Annotated in this window: 17 protein-coding genes, 1 other RNA gene and 1 pseudogene; 2 read left to right on the plus strand and 17 right to left on the minus strand. The window is 47.0% G+C overall.

Annotated features, from left to right (window positions below; all coding sequences use genetic code 11):
• Positions 1–32 precede the first annotated feature (32 nt).
• From H6A32_RS08125 to leuC, 10 genes are all read right to left on the minus strand, one after another.
• Positions 33–1,292 carry a SpoIID/LytB domain-containing protein gene (locus H6A32_RS08125; RefSeq protein WP_243424880.1) on the minus strand — a complete coding sequence of 420 codons (1,260 nt, stop codon included), beginning with the start codon at positions 1,290–1,292 and terminating at the stop codon, positions 33–35.
• 272 nt (positions 1,293–1,564) lie between these two features.
• Positions 1,565–1,747: non-coding RNA, 6S RNA (gene ssrS, locus H6A32_RS08130), on the minus strand.
• A gap of 39 nt (positions 1,748–1,786) precedes the next feature.
• A complete protein-coding gene (locus tag H6A32_RS08135) occupies positions 1,787–4,018 on the minus strand; it encodes a transglutaminase-like domain-containing protein (protein WP_204864093.1) in 2,232 nt (743 codons plus the stop codon).
• A 13-nt stretch (positions 4,019–4,031) separates the two neighbouring features.
• A complete protein-coding gene (locus tag H6A32_RS08140) occupies positions 4,032–5,099 on the minus strand; it encodes a DUF58 domain-containing protein (protein ID WP_204864094.1) in 1,068 nt (355 codons plus the stop codon).
• Positions 5,096–6,058: an AAA family ATPase gene (locus tag H6A32_RS08145; RefSeq protein WP_242960092.1), complete on the minus strand. Its 963-nt coding sequence runs from the start codon at positions 6,056–6,058 to the stop codon at positions 5,096–5,098. Before H6A32_RS08145 ends, H6A32_RS08140 begins: the two co-directional genes overlap by 4 nt.
• A gap of 123 nt (positions 6,059–6,181) precedes the next feature.
• The gene (locus tag H6A32_RS08150) at positions 6,182–6,523 is read right to left on the minus strand and encodes a hypothetical protein (RefSeq protein WP_138372741.1); all 342 of its coding nucleotides are present in this window, start codon (positions 6,521–6,523) and stop codon (positions 6,182–6,184) included.
• Positions 6,524–6,528: 5 nt separating this feature from the next.
• Complete coding sequence (gene thrC / locus H6A32_RS08155; protein WP_087254512.1) at positions 6,529–8,022, minus strand: threonine synthase; 1,494 nt, start codon at positions 8,020–8,022, stop codon at positions 6,529–6,531.
• Positions 8,023–8,089: 67 nt separating this feature from the next.
• Positions 8,090–9,397 (minus strand): Na+/H+ antiporter NhaC family protein, encoded by a 1,308-nt coding sequence (locus H6A32_RS08160; RefSeq protein ID WP_087167455.1) that lies wholly within the window; start codon positions 9,395–9,397, stop codon positions 8,090–8,092.
• A 119-nt stretch (positions 9,398–9,516) separates the two neighbouring features.
• Positions 9,517–10,011 carry a 3-isopropylmalate dehydratase small subunit gene (gene leuD, locus H6A32_RS08165; RefSeq protein ID WP_087167456.1) on the minus strand — a complete coding sequence of 165 codons (495 nt, stop codon included), beginning with the start codon at positions 10,009–10,011 and terminating at the stop codon, positions 9,517–9,519.
• A gap of 3 nt (positions 10,012–10,014) precedes the next feature.
• Positions 10,015–11,286: a 3-isopropylmalate dehydratase large subunit gene (gene leuC, locus H6A32_RS08170; RefSeq protein ID WP_138372738.1), complete on the minus strand. Its 1,272-nt coding sequence runs from the start codon at positions 11,284–11,286 to the stop codon at positions 10,015–10,017.
• A gap of 246 nt (positions 11,287–11,532) precedes the next feature.
• Between leuC and H6A32_RS08175 the strand changes: the two genes are divergently transcribed.
• Together H6A32_RS08175 and feoB are read left to right on the plus strand one after the other, a co-directional pair.
• Positions 11,533–11,757, plus strand: a complete 225-nt coding sequence (locus tag H6A32_RS08175) for a FeoA family protein (protein WP_087254519.1) — start codon at positions 11,533–11,535, stop codon at positions 11,755–11,757.
• Positions 11,757–13,805 carry a ferrous iron transport protein B gene (gene feoB, locus H6A32_RS08180; RefSeq protein WP_087167459.1) on the plus strand — a complete coding sequence of 683 codons (2,049 nt, stop codon included), beginning with the start codon at positions 11,757–11,759 and terminating at the stop codon, positions 13,803–13,805. Before H6A32_RS08175 ends, feoB begins: the two co-directional genes overlap by 1 nt.
• A gap of 66 nt (positions 13,806–13,871) precedes the next feature.
• On the opposite strand, the gene H6A32_RS08185 is transcribed toward feoB, so the two are convergent.
• The 7 genes and pseudogenes from H6A32_RS08185 to araA form a co-directional block, all read right to left on the minus strand.
• Entirely contained in the window at positions 13,872–15,236 is a 1,365-nt protein-coding gene (locus tag H6A32_RS08185; RefSeq protein WP_204864095.1) for an aldehyde dehydrogenase, read from the minus strand.
• A gap of 16 nt (positions 15,237–15,252) precedes the next feature.
• Complete coding sequence (locus tag H6A32_RS08190) at positions 15,253–16,104, minus strand: PHP domain-containing protein (protein WP_087254525.1); 852 nt, start codon at positions 16,102–16,104, stop codon at positions 15,253–15,255.
• A 113-nt stretch (positions 16,105–16,217) separates the two neighbouring features.
• Entirely contained in the window at positions 16,218–16,937 is a 720-nt protein-coding gene (locus tag H6A32_RS08195) for a hypothetical protein (protein WP_087167462.1), read from the minus strand.
• 436 nt (positions 16,938–17,373) lie between these two features.
• Positions 17,374–17,817 (minus strand): DUF6465 family protein, encoded by a 444-nt coding sequence (locus H6A32_RS08200; protein ID WP_087167463.1) that lies wholly within the window; start codon positions 17,815–17,817, stop codon positions 17,374–17,376.
• A gap of 110 nt (positions 17,818–17,927) precedes the next feature.
• Complete coding sequence (locus H6A32_RS08205; protein WP_204864096.1) at positions 17,928–18,968, minus strand: aldose epimerase family protein; 1,041 nt, start codon at positions 18,966–18,968, stop codon at positions 17,928–17,930.
• Positions 18,969–19,102: 134 nt separating this feature from the next.
• Positions 19,103–19,384, minus strand: a pseudogene (locus H6A32_RS08210) (ABC transporter permease subunit); the annotation flags it as partial.
• A gap of 27 nt (positions 19,385–19,411) precedes the next feature.
• Complete coding sequence (araA, locus tag H6A32_RS08215) at positions 19,412–20,911, minus strand: L-arabinose isomerase (protein WP_087254532.1); 1,500 nt, start codon at positions 20,909–20,911, stop codon at positions 19,412–19,414.
• Positions 20,912–20,930: the final 19 nt, after the last annotated feature.

Consider the following 20,930-nt stretch of genomic DNA (forward strand, 5'->3'; position numbering starts at 1 on the left):
TCATTCTGTCCTTTTTTCCTGTTATCATACCATCAATCCGCTGTAATTTCCACACTATCATAAAACATTCCAAGGATTGTTATATAATCTTTCCCTTTTTTTGCCATTTCATTCGCCCCATTCTGGCTCATTCCGATTCCGTGTCCATATCCGCCTCCTTTAATGTGAAAACTTCCCCCCCGCTTTTCTACTGTAAAAAATGCACTCGGCAGCAGTTTAGCAGATGCTGCCTCTGTGCCGTCCTGTTTCTGGATTTTATACCCGTTTCCACCAAGTGCGCTACGGATTTTATTTTCCGTTCGGATCACAGCGCTTCCTTTGGATCCTGTTACTTTCATTTCCAGTGCCACATCTCCTTCCCCCCTTTTTGTAATTTCGATCTGCGAAATCGTACCGACATCCTGTCCGGTATTCAGTCCAAAGAGATTGGAAACGGTCTCAACCGGGATATCACAGCTCCAGGAAAACCACGGCAGATCTTTTTCATAGCAGGTTCCGTTTTCCTCCACCCTGGTCCCCTTCAGGTATGAATTAGCATCTGAAACTTTCGTGCCCCACGCCTCTACATTGGTGGTTCTTCCACAGGAAGTGGAAAAATAATACGCTTTCACCACAGTGTCATGATACTTCAGCTTCTCTCCCATTGTTGCGTCCACCGCGGCAATCGTCTTTTCCTGCTCGGCAGAATTTCCATAGACCTGATAAGCTGTACTGTCGTCCACATTGGCTTTATATTCCGGATACGCCTGCCCTTCCATATGACAGTAGGCATAGCTTCTTGCGCAGACTGCCTGTGCCTTTAGTGCCTCTTCTTCATAGGAAGCCGGCATCTCACTCGGCACTACTGCATACAGGTATTCTTCCAGAGGAATCTCGTTGATGACAGCAATTCCCTGAGCGGTAGAAAACAACTCCAGTTCTCCCCTGTAGGAAGGCACTCCGTATCCTCTCTTCAGACTGGAAATCGTAATCTTATCTCCCTCTTTTTTTGTTTTTACACGTATGGTTCCGCCCTCAAACAACGGATCATCCGGGGCAATCGTCACGGTCTCGCCCTCTTTGGCTTCCCGCTTTCCTCCGGCTCCTTCGAGAAGAAGTCCTCCCCCTGCCGATACGGCTACATTTGGATGTACTTCATCCGTATACCCTCCGGTCTTTAAAAGTACCCGTATGACGGGCTGCTCCTGCTCCTCTTTTCCTTTTTGCTCCTCCGGCGTCTTCTTCTCTTTTGTTTCTTCTTTCTTGGAAACCGCTTTCTTTCCAGTCTCCGCTTCATATCCGCCCGAAACCATATGCACCAATCCTACGCACAAAAAAAGACTCAGTATAATCCCGCCAAAATAATATAAAAAATTACCGTTCCAGTGTTTTTTCATCTTACGCACCTTGTCCGCCGCATTTATCCTAATGTATGTCTCATCTGTTTTTTATATGTATGTTTCCGAAGCGGCATCCTTATCCAAAGCACCTCCTCAAAGACATGTCGAAAAAAGCCGTCCTTTTCGGAAAACTTCCGCTATAAAGTAAAAAGCAGCCGTATCACGACTGCTCTTTCTCTTTCGTACGCACCCCCAAAATGCCGGCTCCTGTATTTTGACTCCTAGCAGTCCGCTAGGTGGGCAACCGCATCTGCTTTTCTGCCTTCCACTGATGTAATGAGGCCTGACATATTACAGAGATAATAGGAATCCCGTTTAAAGTTTTGTAGGTTCAAAATTACAAGAGTTATCGAACATTTCAGGTTAGATTTATTATACCGTATCCGCTTTCATCTTTCAATATTTATTTAGAATCCTTTTCCAAACACAAACAGAAATTTCTGGAAGAGATTTTTGGACGCCATACTTTTCTCCCGTACAGAAATACAGAGTTTTTCCAGTTCTTTGAGATCTCTTTTCTCCGGATTTCTGTTTCCAAAAGCTGTTTCCAGCAACCGGATGATGATCTTCCTGCTCCTCTTGTTGGAAATATGATAGGTTTCTTTCAGGATCCGGCAAATCTCTTCCTCGTCCTCCGGAATCGGTTTCTTCCTGTCATACTCCATCATCTGATAAAGAATCCGGTACAGCCTGAGATATTTGTTCCGCAAGTCTTTCTGCATCCGGACGCTTCTCCATTTTCTTCTTCGTGCAAAAAGAAGTAAACAAAGCGCTGCCAGGGCGGCAGATACCGGGATTATCCAGATTCTTCCGGAAAGCATCTCCTCTCTCGTTCCATCTCCGTTTTGATTTTCTGATGACTGTCCTGTTCCGTCCTGTACATCTGTCTGCGTATCCGGCTGTGGTTCCTGCTGAGACGTAGAATCCTGCTCCGGTGTCTGCGGTTCTTCTGTCTGCGGATCCGTCTCCCCCACTACACTTACAGGCCCGTCCGGCTCTGATGTTCCTCCCGCAGAATTCTGCCGGTATGCCGGCGTCATTTCTGCCGGAAGCCATCCGCAGCCTTCTACGTAAACCTCCGCCCAGGCATGTGCCGTACTGTCATCGAGTTCAGCCAGATACATTCCGTCTTCTGTCTCTTCAAACTCTGACGGTCTTGCGATATATCCGGATACAAAACGTGCAGGGATTCCATTCATTCTCAGGAACAGCACACCTGCTGAAGCAAAATGAACGCAGTATCCCTCGTGGCTTTCTCCAAGAAAATATTCAACGAAATCCTCTCCATCCGGTGTTCTCCCCGGGCTTTTTGTATAATCTGCAACTGTTCCAAGATAATCCGCCACCTCCCGGACTGTGCTGCGAAGTGTTCTTCCTCGAAGAATCCGTGCCGTATCCTCCCACTTTTCACGGAATTCTTCAGGCACCTGCAGATAGGCTTCGTTTACAAAGTCTGTATAGGCTTCTCTATCTTCTGTCTGCTCATATGCCACATTTTCCGGACTGATTTTCAACTCTCCGATATCGCCTGCCAGAACGGCTTCCACCGCATAGCTTCTTCCCCGGCCTTCCACATAGGTATCTCCATAAAAATCATCTGTCTGGCTGTTTTTATACGGAAGGTACCGGTACGCTCTGCTTGCCCCTCTTCTTGTAATTTCAGCTGTCACACTTTGATATCCGAGCTGTCCACTGTTTTCCCGCACTGTCTCATACTCTGCATTTCGTGCTCTGCTGATCTCTTCTTCGGAAAGTCCTCCTGTTTCCTTTGATTTTACCCACCGGCTGTCACGGTAATCCGTTCCGATATATCCCTGAAAATAAACGTCCTGCTCCGGCCGTTCTGAAAGGGTTACCTCAAGCTGAAGTTCACCGCTTTCCACCATTTCATCAAAAGTTCCCAGTTTCCCGTCCGACACGCCGCCGTATGCAGCCCGCGTAAAGAAGTCCTCGATCCGGTCCTGCCATGCTGCCGGATCCGCAAAAAAGGTTTCCATCTGCTGTTTCGGAATCAGCACGCCGGTTGCCAGTGCTGCAGCGGCCGCAATGACAAGCGGGCGTTTTGCGCTGACCGGACTTGCCATCACAAGGCAGAGAACCGCACATCCAAGCAGCGCCGCTCCCTCCGCCCTGATTGTCATTCCGGTAAAAAACGGAAAGGAAAAGACTGCCGCATAGAGAAGAATCACAACCATGCGTAGCTTCCGGACGGATCCTGCCAGAACGCAGACTGCCAGAAACAGGCCGCAAAGTGCCAGCATCCCCGCTGCCATGGTCCTTTCGTCCGCCTGGACCCGTACTGTACTTTGTATTTCCCTGAAATACTGCTGAATCTGCAGCACGGAATTTCCGATGACCTCTTCTTTCAGCCCCTCCTGTATGGCCTCTCTTTGCACAAACCAGAACCATACCACAGGAAGAATTCCCACAGCACATCCTGCCCATACATATTTTTCCATCCACACATACGGAAACCAGCAGATCACAAACATCAGCATTCCGATTCCGAACATGCGGATATCAGCTGCCGGATCGAATACCGATCCGAAAGCAAAGTATACACCGCTACTTCCTGCTGCCGCAGACAGAAGAATCCAGATTTTTTCCCATCGATTACTATCTATCTTTTTTGTGTTCATACTCCCTGACCACCTATATTTCCAATACCGTCCTGTTTAATTCTTCTACAAATGTTTTCTCGTGAAAGAAAACCGGCATCTCCTCTCCGCACTGAATAGACAGATCTCCGCCAATACGCACCGCTTTCAAGTACGGTTCAAAAAATTCGTGCCGGTACAGATCTTCGTCAAGTCTGTCAAGTTCGGAAACCTGCGTGGAAGAAAGCGCTAAAAGCCAGTCGTAAAAAGTCTCCTCGTTCTTCACCAGAAACCTTTTAAAAACCTGTGTCCTGCTTTCTTTCCAGACCGCATAGAACCGGCAGGATTCCTCTACCATCGCCCGTCCGGCTGAAGCCGCCAGATTCAAAAACACATTGCCCGCCTCTTCTGTCATTTTCGACTCACCCGGATCCAGAAGAAGAATGACAGCCGCTCCTAGAGGAAAACTGAATTCCTTCATGTACATCTCATCTGTTCTCGCGCTCAGCTTCCAGTGAATCTGGGCAATTCTGTCTCCCGGCTGATATTCATGGACGTCAAACACCTCGGACGTATCGTCCCCGCCCCGGTCTTTTGCGTACTCTTCGCCTTCTGTCACAAACAGGCGGACCGCTTCGCTGATCTCGGCAAGCACCGGATACGCCTTCGGCACAATGTGAATCTCCGCAGGGACAGACTGCAACTTCCGGATCCGGATCCTGAACATACCGGAAGCATCGGTCGTCACCGCTTTTTTCACTTTGACTTCATGCTTTCCACAAGCGCTGGCCTCATATGGAAACAGAAAGGTATGCTTCTCCCCTTTTTTCAGGTTCCGCACCGTCTGCTTTTTATGTTCAATCTGTACTTTGAGAAACGGGATCCGAAACACTCCGCAGTTTTCCACTACAAAAGGAATATTCAGCGTTTCTCCTTCTTCCGCCATCTGAAAATCCCCCTGCGGGCAGATCCGGATCTTCGCTCCCATCATTCTGGCCTGAAGGCACAAAATAACCGGAAATACAAGTTCTACCGCAAGTATATATCTACCGTCCGGCCACTCGTAAACGAGATTCAGATAAACTGTTGCGAGAACGGCAGCCAGATACAACCATTTTTTCATTCTCTTCTCCCTTTTCCGGCCTTTGGCTGCGTGATCATGGCAAGAATCTCCTCGATCACCTGGGAAGATTCCATCCTGGCCGCCCTGGCCCTGGCACTTAAAAACAGCCTGTGAACCGCCACATCCGGGAACACCTTCGCCACATCCTGTGGAATACAGAAAGTCCGTCCTTCCAGATAGGCATACGCCTTCGCCACTTTTGCAAGCGCAATCGTACCCCTCGGACTGATTCCAAGCCTGACCATCTGATGGTTTCTGGTTGCCTCCACAAGCCGTCCGATATACTCATAAACCGCATCATGCACATAGACCTGTTCCACTTCCGCGCGCATCTCAAGAAGCATCTCCGTTCCGACTACCGCCTTGACCGCATCTGCCGGATTCCCTTTCTGACTGCCCTTTACGATCTCAATCTCTGCCTGGATATCCGGATAGCCCATGGAAATACAGATCATGAACCGGTCCAGCTGTGACTCCGGCAGCATCTGTGTCCCCGCAGAACCAAACGGATTTTCCGTCGCGATCACAATAAACGGATCCGGCACCGGGTATGTCTTCTGATCCACCGTCACCTGCCCCTCCTCCATAACTTCCAGAAGCGCTGACTGTGTTTTCGGTGACGTCCGGTTGATCTCATCCGCCAGAAGCAGGTTACACATCACCGCTCCCGGCTGATAGACAAACTGCTGGGTCTGCCTGTCATAAAGAGAAAAGCCGACAATATCCGCCGGCAGCACATCCGGAGTAAACTGCACCCTGTGCCGGTCCAGGCCCATACTTTTTGAAAATGCGACCGCCATCGTCGTCTTCCCGACTCCCGGAATGTCCTCGATCAGGACATGTCCGCCCGCCAGAATTGCGGCCATTACCTTTTTGATACAATCCTGTTTTCCGATGACAGCCTTCTGCACCTCCTCGATCACAGAAGCGGCCGCCATCATTCCATATGTTTTCTCCATACCCTGTCCCCTTAGCTTTTTTTCCATTATATCATATCCGTGGTCCATCACACTATCTCCCATACAGATTTAACAAAAAAAGACTCTGCGGAATGTTTTCGCAAAGTCTTTCACATGATTCGTTTATGAAAAATATTTTTTCCGTAGTTTTCCTGTTGTAATTCCAAACCACACAAGCACAACCATCACAATTACAAAGGTGCCCCAGAAAATGGCCATATTGTCGACACCAAGACTGGTGCAGGCCAGATCACAGATCCCCCAGAGGGTCACTACGATCCCCAAAATCATCACTTTCGGTGCCGCCTCTTTTATGTATGCCTTGGTGTCTTTACATTTTTTCAGGTTCACTTCCTTCGGAAGCAGAACACTTTGAAAAATCTCTCCTTTTTTTATCATTTTCCAATACCCGGCCATACAATACAGTCCGCAGGCCAGGGCAATCAGTCCCCAGATCGAATCCATCCCTGTCACCTCAGTCCTAAAATTTCTTTCACTGCCGCTTCCATCTCCTGTGCATCGCACTCTCTCGTATGGCGGATTTCGGCATTTCTGATCTCCTCTACCGCCTTCGGGATCTCTGTCCCGGAAAGCCGGCTCAGTTCATCGGCAAGGGCAATGCCTTCCTGACCTTCATATTCGCCTGGCCGTATGGCGTTAAGAACGCTTTCCGCAAACTTGTATGGACTTGCCGTTGATGCGATGATCGTCTTTGCCGGATCGTTGCTGTCTCTGCGATACGCTTCGTACACCGCGGCAGCAACCGCTGTATGAGTATCCATCACATATCCTGTATTCTCGTAGGTGTCGCGGATGGCTTTCTTCATCTCGTCCGCCGATGCATACCCGGCAGCAAAATCGGACAGCTCTGCTTTCATCTTTCCGGTAATTCCGTAACGTCCGTTTTCGTTTAATTCCTTCATCAACTCACGGTTTTTCGCCTCATTTCTTCCGGAAATCAGGTAAATCAGCCGTTCCAGATTACTGGAAATCAAAATATCCATAGATGGAGATTCTGTCAGGATAAATTCCCGGTTTTTATCATAGGTTCCGGTCTCGAAAAAGTCAAAGAGCACTTTATTTTCATTGGAGGCGCAGATCAGCTTTGCAATCGGAACTCCCATCTGCTTTGCAAAGTAGGCGGCAAGAATATTTCCGAAATTTCCCGTCGGTACAACGACATTGACCGCCTCTCCTTCCTGAATCTCTTCATGTTTCAGGAGACACCCGTAAGCATGGACATAGTAGACAATCTGCGGGACAAGCCGTCCGATATTGATGGAATTTGCAGACGAGAACCGGAAGCCTGCTTTCTGAAGCTCTTCTTTGAGTTTCTCATCTTCAAACATCTTTTTCACACCGCTTTGTGCTTCATCAAAATTTCCGTGAATGGCAACGACCGCCGTATTGTTTCCTTTCTGTGTCACCATCTGGAGCCGCTGCACATCACTGACTCCTCCCTTTGGATAAAAGACGATGATTCTCGTTCCCTCCACATCTGCAAATCCGGCAAGGGCTGCCTTTCCTGTATCTCCGGACGTGGCAGTCAGAATCACGATTTCGTCAGTGACGTGATGCTTTCTGGCAGCTGTTGTCATCAGGTGCGGCAAAATGGAAAGAGCCATATCTTTGAACGCGATCGTCGGACCGTGGAACAGTTCCAGATAATAGACTCCGTCCACCTTCGCAATCGGTGCAATCTCTTCGTTATCAAACTTGTCATCGTAGGCTGCACGGATACATCCTCTAAGTTCCTCTTCCGTAAAGTCGGTAAGAAACTGCTTCATCACGACATAGGCAGTTTCCTGATAGTCCATCCCGGCAAGATCCGCAAGCGGAACAGGAAGCTTCGGAATATATTCCGGCACAAAGAGCCCTCCTTCATCGGAGAGTCCTTTTAAGATTGCCTCCGAAGCAGTCAGCATGACATTTTCGTTTCTCGTACTTCTATAAAACAACTCCATGGCGTTTCCTCCTTGTCCTTTTCTGATCTGCAATTTTCAGAAATTATACCATAAACTATTGGAACATTCAATCGATTTTCCTTTTCCGGAACAGGATAAAGAGCACTGCGCTCAGTGCCATCAGAACCGGATAGTACAGATACGGCATAATCTCAAACGGAGTCAGCTTCGTAAGACTTGCTGCTGACAAAAGCTGGGCGCCGTATGGGATGATCCCCTGTCCAACGGAAGTAAAAATATCAAGAAGTGAGGCGGAACGTCTTGGCTCAATGCCGTACTCATCACTGATATCCTTTGCGATCGGGCCGGTCATGACAATAGCAACCGTATTGTTTGCCGTGCACAGGTCCACCAGAAAGGCAAGACCTGCAATACCAAGCTCTGCGCCACGTTTTTTCTTGATTCTGCTTTTAATCATCTGCAGCAGAAAGGTAATTCCTCCCATCTCCCGTACAAGGGAAACAATGCAGGCCACGACAATGGAAATCACCGTTATGTCATACATCCCCATGATTCCGCCGCTTCCATCCGGTCCCTGCGCTACAACCTGGAACATCTCGGAGACCGCAATCTCTCCGGATAATACTCCCACAGCAAGAGATAGTACAGTTCCCGTCATCAGCACAAGAAACACATTCACGCCGATCAAGGCGCCTACCAGAACTACCAGATACGGAATAATCTTCCAGATACTGTATATCAGTTCCTCCTCCATCTGAAAATCCTGCCCGGATGTCAAAACGAAGAATATCCCGATCGTGACTACTGCCGCCGGCAGTACAATCAGAAAATTCTCACGGAATTTATCTTTCATCTCACATCCCTGTGTCTTGACAGCCGCGATCGTTGTGTCGGAAATCATGGAAAGGTTATCTCCAAACATGGCTCCGCATACGACCGCACCGATACAGATGGCTGCATCATATCCGGTCTTTTCGCTGATACCCGCTGCGATCGGAGCAAGAGCCGCAATCGTTCCCATGGATGTTCCCATGGAAACCGAAATAAAGCATCCGATCACGAACAGTCCTGCAACCGCCACCTGGGACGGCAGGATGGACAGTCCAAAATTTACCGCGCTGTCCGCCCCTCCGGCAGCTGTTACCGCACCGGAAAATCCGCCTGCGCAAAGGAAAATCAGACTCATGGTGATAATGTTGTCCTCCCCCACTCCCTTTGCGATAATATGAATTTTTTCGTTAAAATCATGTTTCCGGTCCTGCACAAAAGCTACAAACAGCGCCAGCAGAAATGCAAGCACAGCAGGCATTGCATAAAAATCACCGCTGATAAAACCGGACCCAAGAAATAGTATCAGAAATACCCCAATTGGAAGAAGTGCCAGCGCACTCCCCTTTTCTGTTCTTTCTGTCATTCGTTTCCCTCTCTACTTTAGATTTTGTTCGTTACAGAGTCTGACGGGAAAAGGGCGGCATGCCTTCCAAAAGTGCTGCCGCCCTTTTCACCATCCATTTTCCATATGTTAAACCGGATTTATCCATTCAGCTTCTGATTTGTGTAATTTACAAGGCCTCCGGCTGAAATGATTTTCTGCATGAATTCCGGGAACGGCTGTCCCTGATATTCAGTCCCTTTTGTCCGGTCAAAAATTTTCCCACTGTCAAAGTCGATCTCCACTTCATCCCCCGCTTCAATCTCCTCGGCCGCTTCTTTGCACTCAATAATCGGAAGTCCGATATTAATGGAATTCCGGAAAAAAATCCGTGCGAATGTTTCTGCAATAATGCAGCTGACTCCCGCTGTTTTCAGACAGAGCGGAGCATGTTCTCTTGAAGAACCACATCCGAAATTCTTTCTTGCAACAATGATATCTCCCGGCTGAACCTTGCCTGCAAACTCCGGATCAATATCTACCATCGCGTGGGATGCCAGTTCCTGCGGGTCAAACGAATTCAGATATCTTGCAGGAATGATAACATCCGTATCCACATTGTCTCCGTATTTAAATACATGTCCTTTTGCTTCCATGTTCTATTCACCTGCTTTCTCTGGATTTGCGATATAACCTTTGATGGCACTTGCCGCAGCCGTCTCCGGAGAAGCAAGGTAAATCAAAGAGTCCACATGTCCCATACGTCCCACAAAATTTCTGTTTGTTGTGGAAACACACTTTTCACCTGCTGCCAGAACGCCCATGTGTCCTCCCATGCACGGTCCGCAGCTCGGCGTGGAAAATGCGCATCCTGCATCCACGAAAATCTCCGCTATGCCTTCTTTCAGACATTCCTTATAGATCGCCTGCGTACCCGGAATTACAATCACACGCACACCCGGATGTACTTTATGACCTTTGAGGATCGCCGCCGCTCTTCTCATGTCTTCCATTCTTCCGTTCGTACAGGATCCGATTACAACCTGGTCGATCTTGATCGGCTCCATAGTCTCGATCTCATCAATTGTGTGCGCATTGCCCGGAAGATGCGGAAATGCAACCGTCGGTCTTACTTCGGAAAGATCAATCTCGATCACTTCATCGTACACTGCATCCTCATCCGGAGTGTAGATCTTATATTCTTTGTCCGAATGCTCTTTCATATACGCTTCTGCCTTCTCATCCACAAGGAAGATTCCGTTCTTCGCCCCTGCTTCGATGGCCATATTTGCCATGGTGAAACGGTCATCCATGGAAAGTTCGGAAAGTCCTTCTCCTACGAACTCCATGGATTTATACAATGCTCCATCCACACCGATCTTTCCGATGATATGGAGAATAATGTCTTTTCCACTAACATATTTTCCAGGTTTTCCCTTCAGTACGAACTGAATTGCGGATGGCACCTTGAACCAGAGCACTCCGGTCGCCATTCCTGTCGCGATATCCGTTGTTCCAACACCGGTGGAAAATGCTCCCAGCGCGCCGTATGTACAGGTGTGGGAATCCGCTCCGATGATACACTCCCCTGCTACCGTGATTCCTTTTTCCGGGAGGAGCGCGTGCTCAATCCCCATCTGTCCAATCTCATAATAGTGCGTCAGTCCCTGCTCTTTTGCAAATTCCCGGATTGATTTGGAATTTTCCGCTGATTTGATGTCTTTATTTGGAGTAAAATGATCCGGTACCAGTACAACTTTGTCCTTATCAAATACCTTGTCCGCCATCTGCCTGAATACCGGCACAGCCATCGGACCGGTAATATCATTTGCCATTACAACGTCAAGCTTCGCCTCAATCAGCTGTCCTGCCGCCACCCTGTCCAATCCTGCATGCGCTGCAAGGATCTTCTGCGTCATTGTCATTCCCATGTCTTTTGCGCCTCCTCTTTTTCTGGCTTCTGCCTTTCCTCATATTCTATCATAGATATCTACAGATGTGCAAGAAAAAATCAGAGTGCGATCTGTTTTTGGGTTTTACCTTGCTGATCACCGACAGTTAAATGCAGGAAATTTCCTTTTGAAAGAAACACATCCGGTCTTTTTTATTTACGCCTTGCGAAATTTATTATATAATATAGAATGCGTGTATAATTTGTCGATTAAAGGAGAATGAATATGACATTAAAAATGGGGAAAAACCAGCACACCTATATTGTCAGATCCATTCAGCTGGAGCTTTCGCTGGAACGCAGGCTCGAATCTCTCGGTCTTACCGAGGGGGCTTTGATTACCATTTTGAATAATGATAAAAAGGGAGCTATGACTGTTCGGTTCCGTGGGACAAGATTTGCCCTCGGTAAGCGGATTGCTGACCATATTGAAGTGGAGGAGGCAGAATAATGGGTGATATCATCAATGTGGGATTCATAGGTAATCCAAACTGTGGAAAAACAACTCTGTTTAACGCCTATACAGGGGCTAATCTGAAAGTGGCAAACTGGCCGGGCGTAACAGTCGAAAAAAAAGAGGGAATGACCGAGTACGAAGGGGATCGTTTCAAATTGATCGACCTTCCTGGAATCTACAGTCTGACTTCTTATACAATGGAAGAAACCGTATCAAGAGAATGTATTATGAGTGATGACGTCGATGTCATCGTTGACGTTGTGGACGCCTCGTCTCTGGAGCGCAACCTTTATCTGACTCTCCAGCTGATCGAGCTTGGAAAACCTGTCGTTCTTGCACTGAATATGATGGACATCGTAGAAGAACGGGGCATGGAAATCGACCTTCACCGTCTTCCGGAAATGCTTGGTATCCCTGCGATACCGGTTTCCGCGAGAAAACGGACCGGTCTTTCCATCCTGATGCATGCGGTCAAACACCACGAAGGGCTGACCGGCCAGGATCCGCTGATCCACCACCACCAGGAAAAAGAGGCAAGTTCTTCCCACCGCCACAACCATCATGCGGAATATGCCATGGTATACAGCGATGAAATCGAAGATAAAATCGATATACTTATCGAACGGCTCTCCGCACAGGATCCTGATCTTTCAAATAAAAGATGGCATGCCATCAAGCTTTTGGAGCATGACCCGGTCGTCATGAAAAATCATCCTGTCATGCTGGATGATGTAGCTTCTGAAAGTCTGGAAAAAGATATCATCAATCAGAAATATGATTTTATAGAAGAAATTATTCAGGAGGTTCTCGTCAACAAAAGCGCAAAAGCAGAAATGACAGAAAAAATTGATCGTTATCTGACAAGCCGCTATCTTGGCCTTCCGATTTTTCTTCTGATTATGGCTTTTGTATTTTTTGTAACGTTTACAGTCGGTGACTGGCTGAAAGGATATTTTGAGCTGGCTCTTGTCTGGTTCTCGGATCTGGTGACCGGCGGACTTTCCGCAGTCCATACGAATCCACTGATTCAGTCTCTTGTCGTGGATGGAATTATCTCCGGTGTAGGCGGCATCCTGACTTTCCTGCCGAATATTTTCATCCTGTTTCTGGCACTTGCCTTTCTGGAAGACAGTGGGTATATGTCACGTGTCGCATACGTCATGGATGATCTGATGAGCCGTCTCGGACTCTCCGGCCGTGCTTTCATCCCGCTCCTTCTTGGATTCGGATGTTCGGTTCCCGCTGTCATGGCATCCCGTGCTCTGGAACACCGGAAAGACCGGCTGAAGACCATTCTTGTTACACCGTTTATGTCCTGCAGTGCAAGGCTTCCAATTTATGTCCTGTTCTCTTCCATGTTTTTTGGAAAATACAGCATGCTCGTATGCTACTCCATGTATCTGCTTGGTATTGTGGTGGCCATCACGGCGACTTTCGTCATTTCAAAATTTGACGGTAGTAAAGCGGAACACGCACTGCTCATTGAACTTCCGGAGTACAAGACTCCAAATGCTCACACGATTGCCATCTATGTATGGGAAAAGGTAAAGGACTATCTCTCCAAAGCAGGTACCGTCATCTTCATCGCCTCCATTATAATGTGGGGTGTCATGAACCTTGGACCGCATGGCTTTGTATCCGATATTTCCGAGAGTTTCGGGGCAATCATCGGAAAGGCCCTTGTCCCTTTACTTGCTCCGGCGGGACTTGGGTACTGGCAGATCGCCGTTGCTCTGATCTCCGGTATTGCTGCAAAAGAAGTCGTTGTTTCCAGCTGCAGCGTTCTTTTTGGCATCGCCAATATTACGACTTCCGCAGGTATGGACAGCATGGTATCTGTCCTTGCTTCCATGGGATTTGGCGCAGCCAACGCCTACGCAATGATGGTTTTCTGTCTTCTCTATGTTCCATGTATGGCAACGATCGGAACGATCCACAGAGAAGTGGGAAAGACAAGTATCACTGTCGCGTTCGCCTGCTTCCAGCTTGTCATTGCATGGATTTTCGCAGTGATTTTCTACCATATCGGACTGCTGTTTTAAATAAGAGAGAAAACAAAGACCCTTTCCGGTCTCCGGCTGATTACAGGCCGCCCGGAAAGGGTCTTTTTACATAAACTTTTTTATCAAATTAAGATGATCCCGAAACGGCGGGTACCGGAAAGGAATGTCTACAAGAACCGATTTTTTGAGGATACTTTTCTCATGCGTAAAGGTATCAAAACTTGCCTTCCCATGATATTTCCCCATTCCGGACTGCCCTACTCCTCCAAACGGCAGATATGGTGTTGCCAGATGGACTACCGTATCATTGATACAACCTCCTCCGTAGGATAGCTTTTCAAGAATGTAGGACTCCCTTTTTTTGTCCCTCGTAAACAGATACAGCGCCAGCGGGCTTGACTGCGCTTCAATGGCAGCTGCCGCTTCCCGCAGATCATAGTAGGACATGATCGGCAGAACCGGCCCGAATATCTCTTCTTTCATCACAGCGTCATCCCAGGTGATGCCATCCATCACTGTCGGCTCAATCCGAAGCGTGGTACTGTCGGTCTTGCCGCCGTAAATGACTTTATTTTCATTGATCAGTCCACTGATACGTTTGAAGTGCCTCTGGTTGATAATCGCCGGATACTCCTCATTTTCCAGCGGTTTCTGGCCGTACATCTTCTGAATCTGTCTGATAATATAATGAATCAGCCTTTTCTTTACACTGTGCTGCACCAGTACATAATCCGGTGCCACACAGGTCTGTCCGGCATTCAAAAACTTCCCCCAGACAATCCGTTTTGCCGCGGTTCTTAAATCCGCTGTCTCATCAACAATGCAAGGGCTCTTTCCCCCAAGCTCCAGGCTGACAGGAGTTAGATGTCTGGCTGCCTTCTCCATCACGGATTTTCCTACTTTCGGACTTCCCGTAAAGAAAATATAGTCAAACTTTTCATTGAGGAGCGCCTCGTTCTCCTCCCGGCCGCCTGTCACAACTGTGACATACCAGGATGGAAACACTTCCCGAATCATCTCCTGAATCATCGCAGATGTATGCACCGAGTAGGAAGACGGCTTAAGGACTGCACAGTTTCCTGCACTGACCGCGCCAATCAGAGGTGCCACCGTAAGCTGAAAAGGATAATTCCACGGAGCCATAATAAGTACGACACCATAAGGCTCTCTGTAAATAAAAGAGGCAGACGGGAACTGAGATACCGGCGTCCTGACTCTTCTTGGCTTCGCCCAAAGTGTCAGATGTTTCATGGCAAACCTGATTTCCTCTTTTACCATTCCGATCTCAGTCATATATCCTTCCGTGCCGGATTTTCCGAGATCCTTATTGAGGGCATCCAGAATCCGTGACTCATTCTCATCCATCCATTTCAGAAGTCTGCCAAGATAAAATACCCTGAATCCCGTTTTCTTCGTTTTCCCTGTCTTAAAAAACTCTTTCTGCCGTCTTACCAATCCTTTGTACTCCATTCCTTCTCCTTTCCAGCTAGTCTCTTAATTTCTGCATTTTTTCTTTTTTTGCCTCCCGCAGGTAAGGAATCTCGATCGGATCAATCGGATCTACCGGACTTTCTACCTTCATCTTTTTCTGTCTGCTCCTGCGTTTCAAAAGCTCTCCACCTTTGTTGTAGAACCAGAAACTGTATGCGAGAAGCTTATTTGCCTTCCCCATCTTATCTTTCACCGTTTTGTTATAAAATCTTCCGCCGGCTTTTACAATCTGATTCTGACGGATCAAATTGATCAGTTCGGTTTCACATGTGGCTGTTCCCGCAAATTCTGTATACGCGGTACTTACACATTCGATCTTATGGGCATCGCTGCCTCCGGTTCCCGGTTTATTATATTTCTTTGCGAGTCTGGCCGCGCCTTCATTTGACTCCTCAGACTCGCACGCATTAAATACCTCAATAAAATCAAACCGCTTAATCAGCTCCGGGGATTTATAAAACCGCTTTGTATTTGTAAAACTCAGATATTTTTCACCACACGGATGGGCCGGTCCAAGCACACCTCCATTTTTGTGTACCAGATCAATCAACATGGTAAGCGGCAGCCCGCGCATCTCCAGAAGACGCATTTTCCGCCCCTCCGGCATAATGACAAGAAAATGCCCCGCATCTCTCGTGTCGTATTCGATCCCCTTAAATACCATAAAATCCTGGTACTTTTTCCCTTTCAACTCATTTTTCCAGTATCGGTATCCATTGTAAGTATCGTGGTCGGTAACAACCATTCCATCATATCCATTATCGATCAGCTTTTCGATATATTCTTCAATGCCTACTTTGCTGTCAATCGATCCTTCTTTTACATGACAATGCATATCCAGCTTCATACACAAGCCCCCTTTTGCTTACAGGCTTATTATACCCTTTTTTCAGAAAGGCAGTAATACTGTCCGCATTTTCTGATTCCCACAGTCAGATTTTCTCCCTTATTCATTTTCGTTTATTCGTTCTCATCAGAATCCAGAATGTTTCTCGCCATTTCAATTTCGGATTCTACCGATTTCTTTTCCCGAATTTCTTTTGCTTTACTGCGCTCGATCTTTGCAATCTTACTTGACTTCAGAGCATACTGGATGCAGATTCCAAGAACTGCCAGAGCAATGCTCACTCCGTAGAATGCAATTGTACTGTCAAACGGCAGGTAGCGGGATGCTACAATACCGCCGAGAACACCTCCGCCGATTCCCATGACCGGTATAATCATCGGATCACCGAAAACGGCTGCCAGAATCGCAAATAACAGTGCTGCCGCTGCCGCGATGCCAAGTGCAATGTAGCCTCTGCCGCCCGCAAGTGCCAGGGCACTTACAAAAATGGCCACAAACGAAAATACGAATGCCCCGAATTTGCGGAATACCGCCTCGAATGCTGCAAGAAGCACTCCCGCTGCTGCGCATACGCCGATCATGATCCAACCGTCCAGATTCAAATACCAGGACGCCGCCAGTCCAGCAGTCACACCAAGCAGAAGCCCCTGCAGAGCAAACAGAACATATTTACACTTCGCTCCAAAGAAAACCATCAGCAGCGCGATCACACCAGCCACAACAGCTGCCACTGTTCCTCCTTCCGAAAAGATCCACGAGAAATCCATGTTCTTCAATCCATCTTCAAAGAGCAGCCGGCTTATCTGATCTGCTGCTTCAAATACTCTTTCCATCTTTGTCTCTCCTTTGTATATTATTTGATACTCTTTTCGTTTCCCTCCTACTTGTATTTTAATACAAAACTGATATTCCCGCAACACGAAAGATGGACGCCGATGCTTATCTGATCATCAACGCCCATCCTCACTTTGTTGGTTCTTCAGTCATTCGTTAACCTTCCCTTTCTCAGATTATATGAGTTATAAATGTGTTTTCGGTGGTCCGTACCTTCCTTTCTGAAATCCTTTCTGATTTCTATTTCTTTTTCTTGTCCTAATATTACCATCCCTTCTTATTTTTGTCAATATATTTTTCTGTTTCCATCTGTTTTTTCTTTCTTTACATTATTTCCTTTTTAAATTATCTGTTGATTCAGGCGCCCCGGCACACAAAAAAAGATACCATACCGTCCTCTGACCATATGGTATCTTCTCTGCCTTTTTCCGTACATTAGTATGCAACTTTTCCGGAATCTGTCCCGTTTACCACATAGTAAACTGCAGCTTCCTCCGGCTTTACATAAAGTGTGATATCTTTGATATCGCCCACTTTTTTTCCATTTGCCTTTGTCCAGTCTTTTTTGACTGCAGCGATCATATCTTTTTCCTCTACTTCTTTTCCGAAGTACTGAACAAATGTCCTTACTTTGATTTCTTTCTTTGCAGTTTTTTTTGCAGCTGTCTTCTTTGCAGTCTTTACTGTCTTTTCTGCTGCTTCTTTCACAGCCTCTTTTACTTCTTCTGTTTTTTCAGCTACTGCTTCTTTTACAGCTTCTGTCTTTTCCACAGCCGCTTCTTTCACAGCCTCTGTTTTCTCTGCTGCCGCTTTTGCAGTTTCCGCCGCTGCAGCTTCTGTCTTTGCAGTTACCTTTGCCAATGTGCGTTTTCTTGCCATAATAAATCCTCCTAATGAAAACTGTCACCTGTTGTCATTCTTTTCTGCCTTACTACGCCAGCTGTCCATTATTATAGCACAAATTTTTCAAAATGCAAGAAAAGAGCATTTTATTCATGAATCCTGAATTTATATACTGTTGTTGTCTGATAAGTCTCCCCTGCCTTGCACACCGGTGCCTCAAAGTTTTCGTGATGTACCGCATCCGGGAAGTACTGTGTCTCAAAGCAGACTGCCGCATGTTTTCCGTAATGCTTTCCGCCTTTTCCTGTTTCATTTTCAATACCGTTTCCCGTATACATCTGGATTCCCGGAAGGTCCGTCAGGACTTCCATCGAAATACCGGTTTCCGGTGAATACACCTCTGCTGCTTTCTCACAATTTCCCTGATTGCCAAGAGCCCAATTATGATCATATCCGCCTGCAAGCTTCAACGGCTCATAGTCTGCCCCGATATCCTGCCCGATCGCTTTTGCCTGACGGAAATCCATCGGTGTTCCTGTCACATCGATCAGCTTTCCGGTCGGAATCAGTTTATCGTCTGTCTCTGTAAACGCATCTGCGTCAAGACATACGACATGGTTCAGAATCGTATTTTCCCCTTCTCCGTTTAAATTAAAATAACTGTGGTTGGTCAGGTTCAGAATTGTGTCTTCACCCGGAATTGCCCTGTAGGAAATTTTCACTTCATTGTTCTCTGTCAAAGTATAAGTAACTTCAATTCTGACATCTCCCGGATAGCCCTGATCCCCGTCCGGACTGAACAGGGCAAAAGTAATACTCTGCGCATCCGACTGCTTTACTTCCCACAGTCTCTTGTTATAAAAGTTCAGTCCGCTGTGCAGGTTGTTTCCATTTTCATTTGCGTCCAGGCGGAATGTCTTTCCACCAAGTTCAAAAGAAGCCCCCGCAATTCTGTTTGCGTTTCTGCCGACAGTTGCGCCAAAGAAACTTGCTCCTGTCTCATATCCGGACACATCGTCGTATCCGAGTACTACATCCCTTTTCCGACTGTTTTTGTCCACTACCATAATGTTTACAAGGGTTGCACCATAGTCGGTTACTTTCAGCTCCATTCCATTTTCATTTTCCATTGTGTAAAGCGATGCCTGCACACCTGCCCTTGTCTGTCCAAAATTTTCCTTTTTCATTCATCTACCATACGCCTTTCGGCTTCCTTTCTTTCAAACATTTCTGCCTTTTATTTTACACCTAATTTCTCTGCATGAAAAGAAGCATTACAAAGACTGTTTCATTTTCTTTGTAATGCTTCCTGACTGATCCGCTATTTCTTCTCTTTGACTTTTCCAAGTATGGACTGGAGGACAATAAAGAAGCATAACAATGCGGAAAGAACAATTCTTACCCACCAGCTCGACAAGGTCCCCTGAGTAGTAATCAGACTTGTAATCGTACCTTTAATCAGGACTCCGAACAGCGTACCGATCGGTGTTCCTACACCTCCGCTCAGAAGCGTACCTCCGATAACCGCCGCCGAGATCGCATCCATTTCCAGTCCTTTTGCCTGTTCCACGAACCCGGCACAGCTATTGAGGCAGAATACAAAGATACGGCCTGTATTTTCTATTCTTCCTTATTTACGATATGCTGCTGCATTCCATCTGAGTTCATTTTTCAGATTCCGGATATTGGTGTCTTTATCGATATAAACCGCCTCAATACCCATTGCATCCGCCCAGTCTCCCATCTGTTCCGCGGTAATGTCATAGGAGAATGCCGTGTGGTGCGCTCCTCCACAGAGGATCCATGCCTCTGCGCCGGTCTGAAGATTTGGTTCCGGTGTCCAGAAAGCGGTTGCAACCGGAAGTTTCGGCATCGGTTTTTCCGTTTTTTTACAATTGACATTGTTGATAATCAGGCGGAACCTGTCTCCAAGATCAATGAGAGAAGTTGCAATCGCCGGACCTTCCTTTGCCGTGAATACAAGACGTGCCGGATCTTCTCTGTCACCCATGCTGAGCGGCTGCACTTTGATACTGATCGGACCGTCCGCAATAGTCGGGCAGACCTCCAGCATATGAGCCTGAAGAATGCCTTCTTTTCCAGGAACCAGATTGTAGGTATAATCTTCCATAAAGGAAGTTCCCTTTGCGTCTTTCATTCCTTCCGTCATGATTTTCATAATCCGAAGCATGGCTGCAGTCTTCCAGTCTCCTTCTGCGCCAAATCCGTAACCTTTTTCCATCAGTCTCTGGATTGCAAGCCCCGGAAGCTGCTTTAAACTTCCAAGATCACCAAAATGAGTCACAATTGCCTGATAGTTCTTCTCTTCCAGGAACCGTTCAAATCCAATTTCGATCTGTGCCTGTACGGCAACATGTTTCCGGAATTCTTCCGGATCTCTTCCTTCCAGAAGAATATCATATTTATCATAATATTCCTCTACCAGAGAACTTACTTCTCCTTCTTTTACATCTTCGACCGCTTCCGCGATTTCGTTAACCGGATAAGCATCTACTTCCCATCCAAATTTAATCTGTGCCTCTACCTTGTCTCCATCCGTTACGGCTACATTTCTCATATTATCGGCCACCCTCATGACACGTACATGGCTGCTTTCGATCACACCCACAGCTGTACGCATCCAGGATGCAATTTTTTCCTGTACCTGTCTGTCAGACCAGTGTCCCACAACAATTTTTCTCTCGATTCCCATCCTGGTAAAGATATGGCCGAACTCACGGCCTCCATGTGCAGACTGGTTTTCGTTCATGAAATCCATATCAATGGTATCATATGGAATTTCCTGATTGAACTGAGTGTGCAGGTGAAGAAGCGGCTTCCTGTATTCCTGAAGTCCGAGAATCCAGGATTTTGCCGGTGAGAACGTATGCATCCACGTGATGACACCTGCACATTCCTCATCTGTGTTTGCCTCATTAAAGGTCTTTCTGATCAGCTCGTTTGTGATCAGCGTCGGTTTCCAGACAATCTCATACGGAAGAACTCCGGATGCATTCAGCGCCTCCACGATCTTCTGCGCATGCTCTGCCACATGAGCCAGACACTCGTCTCCGTAAAGATCCTGCGATCCTGTACAGAACCAGAACTTGTAGTTTTTCTGCTTTAACATTGTTTTCTCCTCCTGTTTT

It is taken from the genome of Drancourtella massiliensis (genome assembly GCF_016900655.1).
Taxonomy (GTDB): domain Bacteria; phylum Bacillota; class Clostridia; order Lachnospirales; family Lachnospiraceae; genus Sellimonas; species Sellimonas catena.